Origin of the sequence: Pseudomonas moorei, assembly GCF_008801475.1 — a bacterium.
Classification (GTDB): Bacteria; Pseudomonadota; Gammaproteobacteria; order Pseudomonadales; family Pseudomonadaceae; genus Aquipseudomonas; species Aquipseudomonas moorei.
In genome coordinates, this window is record NZ_VZPP01000004.1 from 456,837 (window position 1) to 470,049 (window position 13,213).

The window sequence follows — 13,213 nt, forward strand, 5'->3', positions numbered from 1 at the left end:
TGTCACCTCGGTTTTCAGTCCGGGGAAAACCTAAGCCTCCCAGCCAGCCCCACCCACAGCTTCCTGCGCCAGTGGGTGCAGCTCTGCGCCTTGATGCGAGTTCTGCCAGGCCAGCAATTCCTTGCGCATGCCAGGCGTCCAGTACAACTGCAGATGATTGCGTATGCCGAGCACAGCCTTTTGCTCGTCCGGTTCGCTGGCGAAGTACTGGGCGATCTGGTTGGCCATCTTGATCAGATTGTCCGTGCTCATCGGCGCACCTCCGCTTTATCGCCACGGGCGTGGCGCCGATCCTTGAGCAGACGGTCCTGTTCGTCACTGAAGGCCTGGTAGCGTTTTTGCCACTCGGAAGGGTGGTAGACGCGGCTGACTTCCACGGCGGTCACCTTGTACTCCGGACAGTTGGTGGCCCAGTCGGAGTTGTCGGTGGTGATCACGTTGGCCCCCGATTCCGGGAAGTGGAAGGTGGTGTACACCACGCCCGGCGCGACCCGTTCGGTAATTCGCGCACGCAATACGGTTTGCCCGGCACGGCTGCCGATGCCGACCCAATCACCTTCGTTGATGCCCCGGCTCTCGGCGTCGGTCGGGTGGATTTCCAGGCGGTCTTCTTCATGCCAGGCAACGTTTTCGGTACGCCGGGTTTGAGCGCCGACGTTGTACTGGCTGAGGATGCGCCCGGTGGTCAGCAGCAGCGGGTAGCGACTGTTGACCTTCTCTTCCGTGGGCACGTAGCCGGTGAGCATGAAACGCCCCTTGCCGCGCACGAACTGCTCGATGTGCATGGTCGGCGTGCCATCCGGCGCCTCGGCGTTGCACGGCCATTGCAGGCTGCCGTGGCGCTCGAGTTCGGCGTAGCTGACGTTGGTGAAAGTTGGCGTCAGGCGGGCGATTTCATCCATGATTTGCGATGGATGTTCGTAGTTCATCGGATAGCCCAGGGCATTGGCCAGGGCCACCGTACCTTCCCAGTCGGCCTTGCCGCCCAGGGGCTCCATGACCTTGCGCACACGGGAGATGCGACGCTCGGCGTTGGTGAAGGTGCCGTCTTTTTCCAGGAACGAGCTGCCCGGCAGGAACACGTGGGCGAACTTGGCGGTTTCATTGAGGAAAATGTCCTGCACCACCACGCATTCCATGGCCGACAGCGCCGCGGTCACGTGCTGGGTGTTCGGATCGCTCTGGGCGATGTCTTCGCCCTGGCAATACAGGCCCTTGAAGCTGCCGGCCAGGGCAGACTCGAACATGTTGGGGATGCGCAGGCCCGGGTCGGGTTGCAGGGTGACGTTCCAGGCCTGTTCGAACTCTGCCCGTACCACCTCGTTGGAGATGTGACGGTAACCGGGCAACTCGTGGGGGAAGGAGCCCATGTCGCAGGAGCCCTGCACATTGTTCTGACCGCGCAACGGGTTCACGCCCACGCCTTCTCGACCGATGTTGCCGGTGGCCATGGCCAGGTTGGCGATGCCCATGACGGCGGTGCTGCCCTGGCTGTGTTCGGTGACGCCCAGGCCGTAGTAGATCGCCGCATTGCCACCGGTGGCATACAGTCTAGCGGCAGCGCGGATGTCGGCAGCTTCTACGCCGCAGACCGGGTCCAGGGCTTCCGGCGAGTTTTCCGCGCGGCTGACGAATTCGCTCCAGCGGGCGAAATCGCTGCCCTCGCATCGGGCGTCGATAAAGGCCTGGTTGAGCAGGCCTTCGGTGACGATGACATGGGCCAGGGCGTTAAGCATGGCGACGTTGGTGCCCGGGCGCAGGGCCAGGTGCAGTTCGGCGCGGGCATGCACCGAGTCCACCAGATCGATGCGCCGTGGATCGATGACGATCAGCCGTGCACCTTCGCGCAGGCGGCGTTTGAGCTGCGAAGCGAATACCGGGTGGGCGTCGCTGGGGTTGGCGCCCATCACCAGGATCACGTCGGCTTTCATCACCGAGTCGAAACTCTGGGTGCCGGCGGATTCGCCCAGGGTCTGTTTCAGACCATAGCCGGTGGGCGAATGGCAAACCCGCGCGCAGGTGTCGACGTTGTTGTTGCCGAAGGCTGCGCGCACCAGTTTTTGCACCAGATAGGTTTCTTCGTTGGTGCAGCGGCTGGAGGTGATGCCGCCAATGGAATCGCGGCCATATTTTTGCTGCAGCCGGCGGAATTCGCTGGCGGCGTAGGTCACCGCTTCATCCCAGCTGACTTCCTGCCACGGGTCGTTGATGTGCTTGCGGATCATCGGTTTGGTGATGCGATCCGGGTGGGTGGCATAGCCCCAGGCAAATCGCCCTTTGACGCAGGAATGGCCGTGGTTGGCCTGGCCGTTCTTGTCCGGAACCATGCGTACCAGTTGCTCGCCTTTCATCTCGGCGCGGAACGAACAGCCGACGCCGCAATAGGCACAGGTGGTGATCACGCTGCGTTCGGGCTGACCCAGTTCGACCACGCTTTTTTCCATCAGGGTCGCGGTGGGGCAGGCTTGCACACAGGCACCGCAGGACACGCATTCCGATTCGAGGAAGTTATCGCCACCGGCGGCCGCGACCCGGGATTCGAAACCGCGCCCGGTAATGGTCAGGGCAAAGGTGCCCTGGGTTTCTTCGCAGGCACGCACACAGCGGTTGCAGACGATGCACTTGCTCGGGTCATAGTCGAAGTAGGGGTTTGAAGTGTCTTTCTGGTCGGCCAGGTGGTTGTCACCTTCATAGCCGTAGCGCACTTCACGCAGGCCGACCTGGCCGGCGACGGTTTGCAGCTCGCAGTTGCCATTGGCCGAACAGGTCAGGCAGTCCAGCGGGTGATCGGAGATGTACAGCTCCATGACGTTACGGCGCAGGGTGGCGAGCTTCGGCGTCTGGGTATGCACGGTCATGCCTTCGCTGACCGGCGTGGTGCAGGACGCGGGGTAGCCGCGCATGCCATCGATCTCCACCAGGCACATGCGGCAGGAGCCGAAGGCTTCCAGGCTGTCGGTGGCACAGAGTTTGGGAATGGTGGTGCCCAGCAGCGCGGCGGCACGCATCACGGAAGTGCCTTCGGGCACGCTGATGCTGCGGCCGTCGATGTTCAGGGTGACTTGCACCTGGCTGTCGCGGGCCGGCGTTCCCAGATCGATATCGGTTTTCGGGTCGAAAAGAGTGATCATTGCTCGGCCTCCGAGGGTTGCAGACCGAAGTCGGCGGGGAAGTACTTGAGGGCGCTGACCACCGGAAAGGGGGCCATGCCGCCCAGGGCGCACAGCGAACCGTATTGCATGGTGTCGCACAGGTCCTTGAGGATGATCACCTGCTCATCGCGAGCGCTCTGGTCCGGGGCGGCGAGCAGGCGGTCAATCACCTCCACGCCGCGGGTCGAGCCGATGCGGCACGGGGTGCATTTGCCACAGGATTCCTCGGCGCAGAATTCAAGGGCGAAACGCGCCATGTGGGCCATGTCCAGGCTGTCGTCGGCCACCACCACGCCACCGTGACCCAGCATCGCGCCGATGCCGGCGAAGGCTTCGTAATCCAGTGGCGTATCGAATTGCGATGGCGGCACCCAGGCGCCGAGCGGGCCGCCGACCTGTGCGGCTTTCAGCGGCCGGCCACTGGCGGTGCCGCCGCCGTAGTCTTCCACCAGTTCTCGCAGGGTCAGACCAAAGGCGCGTTCCACCAGGCCGCCGTGACGAATGTTGCCCGCCAACTGGAAGGGCATGGTGCCCAGCGAGCGGCCCATGCCGTAATCGCGATAGAACTGTGCGCCCTTGGCCAGAATCAGCGGCACCGAGGCCAGAGTCAGCACGTTGTGCACCAGGGTTGGCTGGCCGAACAGCCCCTTCAACGCGGGGATGGGCGGCTTGGCGCGAACCACACCGCGCTTGCCTTCGAGAGAGTCGAGCAACGCGGTTTCTTCACCGCAAATGTAAGCGCCGGCACCCACGCGCACTTCCATGTCGAAGGCCAGGCCGCTGCCGCCGACATTGGCGCCCAGGTAACCGTTCGACCGGGCAATCTCCAGCGCATTGCGCAGGGTGGTCACGGCATCCGGATATTCCGAGCGCACATAGATGTAGCCGTAGGTGGCGCCGACGGTGATACCGGCGATCGCCATGCCTTCGATCAGCAGGAAAGGGTCGCCTTCCATCAGCATGCGGTCGGCAAAGGTGCCGGAGTCGCCTTCGTCGGCGTTGCACACGATGTACTTTTGCGCCGCTTCGGTCGCGCGCACCGTGCGCCACTTGATCCCCGCGGGGAAGGCCGCGCCGCCACGGCCACGCAGGCCTGAATCGAACACCTCGGTCGCGGTCTGTTCGCCACCGATGGCGACGGCTCTTTTCAAACCCTCGAAACCGCCATGATCGCGATATTCATCGAGGTCCAGCGGCTGGGTAATGCCGGCGCGGGCAAACAGCAGGCGCTGTTGAGTCTTCAGATACGGCAACTCCTCCACCAGGCCCAGGGCCAGTGGATGAGAAGACGGCTCGCCCTCGAGCGCTTCGAGCACAGAGGGCACATCGGCTGCGGTCAGCGGGCCGAAGCCAATACGGCCTTGCGGGGTGTCCACTTCCAGCAGTGGTTCCAGCCAGTAAAGGCCACGCGAGCTGGTGCGCTTCACCTCCAGGGGCACGACGCGTCCCCGGGCATGGGTAATCAGGGCGACCACAACTTCTTCGGCGCCCACGGCGCGAGCCAGTGAATCACCGGACACATGGAAAGCTGACATCAAGCGTCCTCCCGGCAAGCATCGAGCAGGGCATCCAGACGCTCTGCGCTCAACCGCGCGTGCACGCGGCCATCCAGCTCCAGGGCCGGCGAACAGGCGCAGGCGCCTAGGCAATAGACCGGACGCAGACTGATGCTGCCATCGGCACTGCTGCCATGGTCGTCCAGTTGCAGGCGGTCGCGCAGCTGCGCGGCAAGCTGCTCGGCACCCCGACTCTTGCAGGACTCGGCCCGGCACAGACGCAGGATGTGCCGGGCGGGCGGCGCAGTGCGGAAGTCATGGTAGAAGCTGATGACCCCGCGAATCTCGGCCTGGCTCTGGTTGAGGGCGTGGGCAATCTCGGGGATGGCGGCATCGGGGATATAGCCGATGCCCTCCTGAATTTCATGAAGGATGGGCAACAGTGCGCCGGGGGAGCCTTTGTGGCGCTCCAGCAGGCTGTTGACCATGGGCAGGTGCAACATCTCATCAGGCATACAGCATTCCTCACGGTCACGGACAAACCAGGCGGTTGTCGGTCGTCCGAAAGTGTCGGCTGCGGCATTCACGCCACGTCACGGAATCGTGGCATTTTCAGGCCGTTGGCCAGGGCACCCTGAGCGGGCATCTTTTGGGGCCCGGGGCGGTCTTTGCCGCGCCTCTTGAAGGGCATTAAGGCAGCTTGCCACGCCGCCTTTGATTCATCAGCACCAAAGCGACGTGTTCGGTTCTTTCCACGACCACCCGTTAAGTCTAGAAGACCACAGCCCAAGCGTCTTGAAACGCTCTTGCTCAAGGACTGATGGTCAGCAAGCCTGATGAGGCATGAGATTAGCCTGGCCTGTTGCGCAATGACCGCCCTGACCTAAGCTTTGGGCAAGGCGAACAACATTCGCGGAGCGTCACCCGGAACGATCGCCGCGATGCGCAATCATTAGAGCGTGGATATCAAAAGGAGATGCGCATGCTCATCAGGTCACTGACCCTGGCTACCCTGCTGGCAGTTGCCGGCCCGTTGTTCGCCGCCGATGGCGACTCGCCGCTGGACATGGACAAGGGCAGGTCCCGACCACTGATCATCATTGCTCCCAGCACGGTCGACCCGACGTGGGTCAGCCTGAAAAAGGCGCTGGACGAGCCGGACAACAAAAAGGGCTTCACCGAGCGAAACCTGGTGCTGTACACGGTGCTCAATCTGATGGGTCAGCGCGATGGCAAAGACCTCGGGCCGCAGGACACGGCCGCATTGATCCGTTCGCTCAAGTTGGGGGCGGGAGCCAAGACCAAGGTGATTCTGGTCGGCAAGGATGGCGAAAAGAAACTTGAACAGCCGGGGCCGATTGAGTTGAAAGAGGTGTTCGCCGCTGTCGATCAACTGCCGGCGGCCGAGAAGGAAACACCACCCCCCACCATAGCGCCCGCCGCCGAACCCGAGCCGACCGCCAAGGGCGCCAAAGGCACAAAATCCGGCAAGCCGGCCAAGCCCGCCAAACCACCGGAAATGCCGGATGATTGAGAGGCTTCCGCCACAGGAAAACTACCTCGGGTTCACTGGCTCAGGGCACTCAAAATCTGGTGAGCGATCTTGATCCGCTCTGCAATCGGGTAGTTCTTGTTGGCCAGGATCACGATGCCAATGTCCTTGGACGGCACAAACAACGCGTAGGCACCGAAGCCACCGGTCGACCCGGTTTTGTTCAGCAGCAGGTTGTCCGGTTGCGGTTGAGGCGGGTTGAGCCACTGGACCTTGTGCGCCTCCATGGCCATCTGCGACGAGTTGCCGGCCAGCAATCGGTCGAGGGGGGCCGGGTATTGATACAGCTCCCATCCCAGGCCCTGGGTCATCTCGCCAACGCGGTAATAACCGGTATGGGTCAGGGCGATGGCCTGTTGCAACGGCTTTTCCAGCGAGGCGGGTTGCAGGTTCGCTTGCACATAGCCGATCAGGTCCGAGGCGCTGGTTTTCACCCCGTAAGCCTCGGAGTCCAGCGCCCCCGGCCCGACGCGCACCGGCTTGTCGTCCTTGTTGTAGCCCTGTGCATAAAGGCCCATCTGCGCCTGCGGCACGTTGAGGTAGGTGTGCTTGAGTCCGAGCTTGGGCAGCAGCGTGTTTTCCATCAGTTCATCGAATGGCTGGCCCATGCTTTGGGCTGCGAGGTAGCCAAATAAGCCGAGGCTCGGATTCGAATACTGTCGGTGGGTGCCAGCGGCGTAGGTCGGTTGCCACTGCTTGAAATAGCCAAGCATCTTGTCCGCCGAGTCGGCGGCGTCGGGGAATTGCAGGGGCAGGCCGCCGGCGGTGTAGGTGCCCAGTTGCAATACGGTGATGTGATCGAACGCAGTGCCGCGCAACGCAGGCAACACCTGGCTGGCCTTGTCGGACAAGGACAACTTGCCGCTGGCCTGGGCGTAGGCGGCGAGGGTAGCAGTGAAGGTTTTGCTTAGGGAGCCGATTTCAAACAGGGTGTTCTCAGTGACCGGTTGCGCGTGTTCTTTCGACGCTACCCCGTAGTTGAAGTAGTGCGGCTTGCCGCTGACGGTCACCGCTACCGCCATTCCGGGAATGCCCTGAGCTTGCATGACCGGGCGCACGGCGGCATTCACCACCGTCTCCATTTGATCCTGTGCATTACATTGGCCAGCAGCGAGCGCCACCACGCAAACCGCGAAGATTTTCAGTCTGTCCATGGGAGTGTTGTCCGTCGTCGATTCAATTGCGCGTCATTTTAGGGGGTTAATCGCTACGCTCCGAATGGTTTTTGAGCCCTGCCGCAATCGGCGGCAGGACGGGTTGTTGGAGACCGTGCATCCGTCAGATCACCGCACCAGGCACGGCCGCTTGTTATCGAAAGTCCAGCCCGGAATCAAAAACTGCATCGCCACGCTGTCATCCCGCGCGCCCAGACCCATGCCTTTGTAGAGTTCATGAGCCTTGGCCACCTGGTCCATATCCAGCTCGACTCCAAGTCCCGGTTTCTGCGGCACTTGCACGCAGCCGTCGACGATTTGCAGTGGGGCTTCGGTCAGGCGCTGGCCGTCCTGCCAGATCCAGTGGGTGTCGATGGCGGTGATGTCACCCGGTGCGGCCGCCGCGACATGGGTGAACATCGCCAGGGAGATATCGAAGTGGTTGTTGGAATGCGAGCCCCAGGTCAGGCCCCATTCATGGCACATCTGGGCCACGCGAACCGAGCCTTGCATCGTCCAGAAATGCGGGTCGGCCAGTGGGATGTCCACCGATTGCAGCTGAATCGCGTGACCCATTTCGCGCCAGTCGGTGGCAATCATGTTGGTCGCGGTTTTCAAACCCGTGGCACGCCGGAACTCGGCCATGACTTCACGTCCCGAGTAACCGTTTTCCGCGCCGCAGGGGTCTTCGGCGTAAGCCAGTACCTTGTGCTGGTCGCGGCACAAGCGAATGGCCTCTTTGAGCGACCAGGCACCATTGGGATCGAGGGTGATGCGTGCGTCAGGGAAGCGTTCGGCCAAAGCAGTGACCGCTTCGATTTCGGCATCGCCGCTGAGTACGCCGCCCTTGAGTTTGAAGTCCTTGAAGCCATACCGGGCGTGGGCGGCCTCGGCCAGACGCACCACGGCGTCGGCGGTCATGGCTTTTTCGTGACGCACCCGGAACCAGTCATTGTCGGCCTCCGGCTCGCTGCGGTAAGCGAGACCAGTTTGCTGGCGGTCGCCGACATAAAACAGATAACCGAGCATTTTCACTTCATCGCGCTGCTGGCCTTCGCCGAGCAGGGCGGCGACAGGGACGTCCAGATGCTGGCCGAGCAGATCGAGCAGCGCCGCCTCCAGTCCCGTGACGGCATGGATGGTGATGCGCAAATCGAAGGTCTGCAGGCCACGACCGGCGGCATCGCGGTCGGCGAAGGTCTGGCGCACTTGATTGAGAATCTTCTGATAGGTGCCGATCGGGCTGCCAACCACCAGGCTGCGGGCGTCTTCAAGAGTCTGGCGAATGCGCTCGCCACCCGGTACTTCGCCGACGCCGGTATGGCCGGCGTTGTCCTTGAGGATCACGATGTTGCGGGTAAAAAACGGGCCGTGGGCGCCGCTCAGGTTGAGCAGCATGCCATCGTGGCCGGCCACCGGAACAACCTGCATGCTGGTAATGATCGGGGCTTTGGCGGTGTCGTGCGGGGTCATGTTCTTATCCTTTTAAACCGTGTTCTTGAAAAGTATTCAGGCGTGGTGGGGCGCCGGTTTGGCCGTTGTGGTGAGGGAGGCGGCTTTGGGCGTGTTGCGTGCGGCGAAGACGATGATCGCGGCGATGATCGAAGTCGCGGCCAGGCCGTACAGGCCACCTTGAATGGAGCCGGTGCGTTCTTCCAGCAGGCCGAAAGTGGTGGGCGCAACGAACCCGCCAAGGTTGCCCACCGAGTTGATCAACGCGATGACGCCAGCGGCGATGCGCGCATCCAGATAGGCCTGGGGGATCGGCCAGAACAGTGATGACGCCGATTTGAAACCCAGTGCGGCAAAGCAGATCGCGACAAAAGCGAAGACCGGCCCGCCCGTGGTGGACATGAACATCCCGGCGGCGGCGATCAGCAGCGCGGCGGCGACCCACGCCTGCTGGTGCTTCCATTTGGCCGACAGCGAGGCAAAGGCGTACATGCCGACAATCGACAGCAACCACGGAATCGAGTTGAACATTCCGACCTGGAAGTCGCTCAAGTCGCCCATTTTTTTGATGATGCTCGGCAGCCAGAACGTGGCGGCGTAGATGGTCAGCTGGATGAAGAAATAGATCAGGCAGAACAGGATGATCTGGCGGTCCTTGAGCAGTTTGCCCAGGGACGGTTTGACGGGCGTCGCGGCTTCGCGGGCCTGTTGCTCATCATCGATGGCCTGGACCAGCGCGTCTTGCTCGTCGCGGGTCAGCCATTTGGCGTCGTGGGGCCTGGAATCAAGCCAGAACCAGACAAACACGCACAGCCCGACCGAAAACATGCCTTCAATGAAGTACATCCACTGCCAGCCGTGCATCCCGAAGCCGTTGATTTGCAGGAGCAACCCGGACAGCGGGCCGGAAATCAGCGACGCAACCGCCGAGCCACTGAGGAAAATGGCGATGGCCTTGCCGCGCTCCACGCCAGGCAACCAGCGAGTGAAGTAGTAGATCACGCCAGGGAAAAAACCGGCTTCGGCCACACCCAGCAGAAAACGCAGGACGTAGAAGTGGGTTTCGTTCTGGATGAACGCCATGCCGGCAGCGACCAGGCCCCAGGTCAGCATGATGCGAGTCAGCCAGAGGCGAGCGCCGACTTTCTGCAGAAGGATGTTGGAGGGCACTTCGAATAGTGCGTAGCCGATGAAGAACAGACCGGCACCGAGGCCGTAGGCGGCAGCGCCGATCCCCAGGTCGTGTTCCATGTGGGCACGGACGAAGCCGATGTTCACGCGGTCAATGTAATTGACGATGAACATGATTACGAACAGCGGCAAGACGTGGCGTTTGACTTTCGAGATGGCGGACTTCAGCACCGAATTGGCGCCATCGTCCATGGCTGAAATGGATGTTTTCACTGCGTTTTCTCCCACTCGTTATTTTTATGCGGGGTGCGGCTGGGTACTGCGTTGTTGATAGACATCATACAACTGCAATTTTTTATCTTGCAAGAGGTCTGGCGGAATAAAATGGCGCGATTCAGGCGGTTTTTATTCGTTTTTCTGTGGTTTGTGATCGTTTGATTGGGCTTTGGCAGGCTTTTTGTTGAGTGTTGTCATACAAGTTGAGCGATGTTTTCTTGAGTCTGCAGGTGAGTGCAGTGCTACGATTGCGCTAGTTCCGCTTTTGGATGATCGCCATGCAAGAAGATCTCGACGCACCTGCCCGCAAGCGCAGCCACAACCTGGCCCATGACCTGGTGGCCAAGCTGACCCAGAGCATCCTGCTCGGCCAGATGCTGCCCGGCGCAAAGCTGCCGTCGGAGAACACGATTGTTCAGGAGCATGGCGTCAGTCGCACCGTGGTGCGCGAGGCGATTTCGAAGTTGCAGGCCTCCGGGCTGGTGGAAACCCGGCACGGCATCGGCACCTTTGTGCTGGAGCGTGCGCCGGAACAGGGTCTGCGACTGAATGTCGATACGGCGCTAGGGGTGCGCAGCATTCTGGAATTGCGCTTGGGTCTGGAAACCCAGGCCGCCGCACTGGCCGCCACTCGCCGCAGCGATCAACAGTTGGCGCAGATGCGCGAGGCGCTCGACGACTACCAGCGCCTGTTGTCCAACAACGACAGCTGTGTCGAAGCGGATCGGCGCTTTCATCTGTTGATCGCCGAAGCCACTGGCAATGTGTGCTTCACCGAAATCATGCAGCACCTGGGCAGCGCCATGATTCCGCGAACCCGAGTGAATGCCGCTGAGCGCGGGGCGGTGGATCTGAGCAAGCTCGGAGAACTGGCCAATCTCGAGCATGAGGCGATACTCAATGCCATTCGGCGCCAGGACCCGGACGCAGCGCGGGCAGCGATGTGGTTGCATTTGACCAACAGCCGTGACCGGTTTTCTGCCAGTTGATTGCGAGACATCGTTCATCGCGGGCAAGCCCGCTCTCCCACAAGGATTGAGGCGGTGCGCATATTCTGTGTGCGCCCCTGAACCCTGGGGGTGCCAGACACCTCAACTCAAACGGCTGATCCCGTGCGAGTCTCTTGAACCATCGGTCTGCGCTCCAGATTCAACGCCAGCACACTGATCAACACCACCAGTGCACCGATCCCCACCATCAGTGTCGGCTGTTCACCCAATGCAAAAGCCGCCATTGCCATCGCTGTCGGCGGTATCAGATACAGCGTCATCGTCGCCCGGCTCAAGTCCACATGCGCCAGCACGTAAGCCCAGGCGAGATAGGCCAGGGCGCTGGGGAAGATCCCCAGGGCAAACACGGCCAGTTGCACGCGCAGCGGGGCCACGGCGACTTGCTCCATCAGGCCGGGCAGGAAAACCAGTAACAGTAAGGTCCCGGACCAGACCGTGTAACAGACCAGGGTCAACCCATCATAACGCCCGGTGTGGTGCTTTTGCAGGGCGAAATACAGGCTCCAGGACAGCGCCGCCAACAGGATCAGCAGGCCGTGGACGTCAATGCTGCCCAGGCCATGATCGCCCGTCACCACAATCACCACGCCGATCAGCCCCAATACCACGCAGCCCCAGCGCCAGGGGCTCACCCGGTCCTTGAAGGCGAAGCGCGCGAGCAAGGTGCTGAACAGTGGCGTGGTTTGTGCCAACACACTGGATGCGCCGGCGCTGACGCCTTGCTGGCCGAAGTTGATCGACACGTGATGCAGGCTGACCGCAAAGAAACCCAGCCCGAACAGCAGGGGAACATCGCGCAGTCCCGGCAGGCGAATGCCCCTGCACAAGGCGACCACGGCCATGAACACCGATGCCAGCAAAAAGCGCAAAAGCGCCAGATGCACGGGGTCGTAGGCCAGCAGGCCGATATGGATGCCGGTCGGGGAATACCCCCAGCAGGTCACGACAAATGCCATGGCCAGGATGATCTTCAACGGCGAAACGGGGGAGGGTATGAGCGGCTTCATGCTAGTGCACCGGTAGGCAGGTGCACTCAGTATCTGAACCTGATCCATTCGCCACAACTGACTTATACTGCGGCGATTGTTCACTTTGGGTGATGTATGGAGCTGTCGCAGATTCGCATGTTCAAGACCGTTGCCGAACTGGGCAGCATCGCCCGTGCCGCCGAAATGCTGCATTGCGTGCCGTCGAACATCACGGCGCGGATCAAGGCGCTGGAAGCGGAGTTGGGTGTCGCCTTGTTTTTGCGCGAGGGTCGCGGCTTGCGCATCAGTCCATCGGGGCAAACCTTTCTGGCCTACGCCTCGAAAATCCTGGCGCTGACCGCAGAGGCGAAACGGGCGGTGGACCCCGCAGCCGAGCCCTGCGGACCGTTGCGTATCGGCGCCATCGAATCCTCGGCTACCGGTCGGTTGCCACGACTGCTGGCCAAATTCCACAAACGTTTCCCGCAAGTGGCGCTTGAGTTGACCACGGGCACCTGGGGTCAGTTGCTGGATGACACGCTCAATCATCGGCTTGACGGCGCCATCGTCGCGGTGGACGTCGAGCGCTCGCACCTCAAGCGCACGCCGATGTATCGCGAAGATCTGTTGCTGATTGCCTCGACGTCTTTGGGCCCGGTGCGCGACATGTCGGATCTGCATGACAAGACCGTCTTCATGTGGCCTCAGGGGTGTCCATATCGGGCAGCGCTGGAACATTGGCTGCTGCGCCAGGGGCAGGCGCTGCCGATTGTCAGCCTGGCCAGTTACGGCGCGATCGTCGGGTGTGTCAGCGCCGGGGCCGGCGTGGCGCTGGTGCCCAAGGGTGTATTCGATCAGTACGCCAAGGGCGCCGGCTGCGTGGGCTATGAATTCCCCGAGCTGACGGCCATCGAAAACCTGTTCTACTGGCATGAAAACGCCGGGGTGCACCCGGCGCGGGAGGCGTTCGTGGCGATGTTGCGCGAGGAGTTTGCCTGAGCACCTCGCTCTTTTTCTGTGGA

General features: G+C 61.8%; 11 protein-coding genes. 3 read left to right on the forward strand and 8 right to left on the reverse strand.

All coding sequences use genetic code 11. The features are described 5' to 3' along the window. Positions 1 to 30: 30 nt before the first annotated feature. The 4 genes from F7R06_RS09955 to F7R06_RS09970 are packed head-to-tail and all read right to left on the reverse strand — an operon-like array spanning position 31 to position 5,163. Complete coding sequence (locus F7R06_RS09955) at positions 31 to 252, reverse strand: formate dehydrogenase subunit delta (protein WP_090323793.1); 222 nt, start codon at positions 250 to 252, stop codon at positions 31 to 33. Next, the gene (gene fdhF / locus F7R06_RS09960) at positions 249 to 3,131 is read right to left on the reverse strand and encodes a formate dehydrogenase subunit alpha (RefSeq protein ID WP_090323792.1); all 2,883 of its coding nucleotides are present in this window, start codon (positions 3,129 to 3,131) and stop codon (positions 249 to 251) included. The genes F7R06_RS09955 and fdhF overlap by 4 nt, the downstream gene beginning before the upstream one ends. After that, positions 3,128 to 4,687 carry a formate dehydrogenase beta subunit gene (locus tag F7R06_RS09965; protein ID WP_090323790.1) on the reverse strand — a complete coding sequence of 520 codons (1,560 nt, stop codon included), beginning with the start codon at positions 4,685 to 4,687 and terminating at the stop codon, positions 3,128 to 3,130. Before F7R06_RS09965 ends, fdhF begins: the two co-directional genes overlap by 4 nt. Then, positions 4,687 to 5,163, reverse strand: a complete 477-nt coding sequence (locus F7R06_RS09970; RefSeq protein ID WP_090323789.1) for a formate dehydrogenase subunit gamma — start codon at positions 5,161 to 5,163, stop codon at positions 4,687 to 4,689. The genes F7R06_RS09965 and F7R06_RS09970 overlap by 1 nt, the downstream gene beginning before the upstream one ends. Before the next feature lie 467 nt (positions 5,164 to 5,630). Between F7R06_RS09970 and F7R06_RS09975 the strand changes: the two genes are divergently transcribed. Next, positions 5,631 to 6,182 carry a DUF4174 domain-containing protein gene (locus F7R06_RS09975; protein WP_090323787.1) on the forward strand — a complete coding sequence of 184 codons (552 nt, stop codon included), beginning with the start codon at positions 5,631 to 5,633 and terminating at the stop codon, positions 6,180 to 6,182. Between the two features lie 32 nt (positions 6,183 to 6,214). On the opposite strand, the gene ampC is transcribed toward F7R06_RS09975, so the two are convergent. The 3 genes from ampC to F7R06_RS09990 all read right to left on the reverse strand — a co-directional run bounded on the left by ampC (position 6,215) and on the right by F7R06_RS09990 (position 10,210). After that, complete coding sequence (gene ampC / locus F7R06_RS09980; protein ID WP_090323786.1) at positions 6,215 to 7,354, reverse strand: class C beta-lactamase; 1,140 nt, start codon at positions 7,352 to 7,354, stop codon at positions 6,215 to 6,217. Between the two features lie 129 nt (positions 7,355 to 7,483). Continuing rightward, on the reverse strand, positions 7,484 to 8,827 hold the full coding sequence (gudD, locus tag F7R06_RS09985) for a glucarate dehydratase (RefSeq protein ID WP_090323784.1): 1,344 nt from the start codon (positions 8,825 to 8,827) through the stop codon (positions 7,484 to 7,486). Positions 8,828 to 8,863: 36 nt separating this feature from the next. Next, positions 8,864 to 10,210, reverse strand: a complete 1,347-nt coding sequence (locus tag F7R06_RS09990) for an MFS transporter (protein WP_090323783.1) — start codon at positions 10,208 to 10,210, stop codon at positions 8,864 to 8,866. A 281-nt stretch (positions 10,211 to 10,491) separates the two neighbouring features. Here F7R06_RS09990 and F7R06_RS09995 point away from each other — a divergent pair, with 281 nt between their 5' ends. Further along, the gene (locus F7R06_RS09995; RefSeq protein WP_090323781.1) at positions 10,492 to 11,202 is read left to right on the forward strand and encodes a FadR/GntR family transcriptional regulator; all 711 of its coding nucleotides are present in this window, start codon (positions 10,492 to 10,494) and stop codon (positions 11,200 to 11,202) included. A gap of 107 nt (positions 11,203 to 11,309) precedes the next feature. Here F7R06_RS09995 and F7R06_RS10000 read toward each other — a convergent pair whose 3' ends face one another. Then, positions 11,310 to 12,230 carry a DMT family transporter gene (locus tag F7R06_RS10000; RefSeq protein ID WP_090323780.1) on the reverse strand — a complete coding sequence of 307 codons (921 nt, stop codon included), beginning with the start codon at positions 12,228 to 12,230 and terminating at the stop codon, positions 11,310 to 11,312. 96 nt (positions 12,231 to 12,326) lie between these two features. Between F7R06_RS10000 and F7R06_RS10005 the strand changes: the two genes are divergently transcribed. Next, on the forward strand, positions 12,327 to 13,190 hold the full coding sequence (locus F7R06_RS10005; protein ID WP_090323778.1) for a LysR family transcriptional regulator: 864 nt from the start codon (positions 12,327 to 12,329) through the stop codon (positions 13,188 to 13,190). The last annotated feature ends 23 nt before the right edge of the window (positions 13,191 to 13,213 follow it).

Coding starts and splice junctions, on each gene's coding strand:
- F7R06_RS09955 (WP_090323793.1), bottom strand. CDS start 252: ATGAGCACGGACAATCTGATCAAGATGGCCAACCAGATCGCCCAGTAC.
- fdhF (WP_090323792.1), bottom strand. CDS start 3,131: ATGATCACTCTTTTCGACCCGAAAACCGATATCGATCTGGGAACGCCG.
- F7R06_RS09965 (WP_090323790.1), bottom strand. CDS start 4,687: ATGTCAGCTTTCCATGTGTCCGGTGATTCACTGGCTCGCGCCGTGGGC.
- F7R06_RS09970 (WP_090323789.1), bottom strand. CDS start 5,163: ATGCCTGATGAGATGTTGCACCTGCCCATGGTCAACAGCCTGCTGGAG.
- F7R06_RS09975 (WP_090323787.1), top strand. CDS start 5,631: ATGCTCATCAGGTCACTGACCCTGGCTACCCTGCTGGCAGTTGCCGGC.
- ampC (WP_090323786.1), bottom strand. CDS start 7,354: ATGGACAGACTGAAAATCTTCGCGGTTTGCGTGGTGGCGCTCGCTGCT.
- gudD (WP_090323784.1), bottom strand. CDS start 8,827: ATGACCCCGCACGACACCGCCAAAGCCCCGATCATTACCAGCATGCAG.
- F7R06_RS09995 (WP_090323781.1), top strand. CDS start 10,492: ATGCAAGAAGATCTCGACGCACCTGCCCGCAAGCGCAGCCACAACCTG.
- F7R06_RS10000 (WP_090323780.1), bottom strand. CDS start 12,230: ATGAAGCCGCTCATACCCTCCCCCGTTTCGCCGTTGAAGATCATCCTG.
- F7R06_RS10005 (WP_090323778.1), top strand. CDS start 12,327: ATGGAGCTGTCGCAGATTCGCATGTTCAAGACCGTTGCCGAACTGGGC.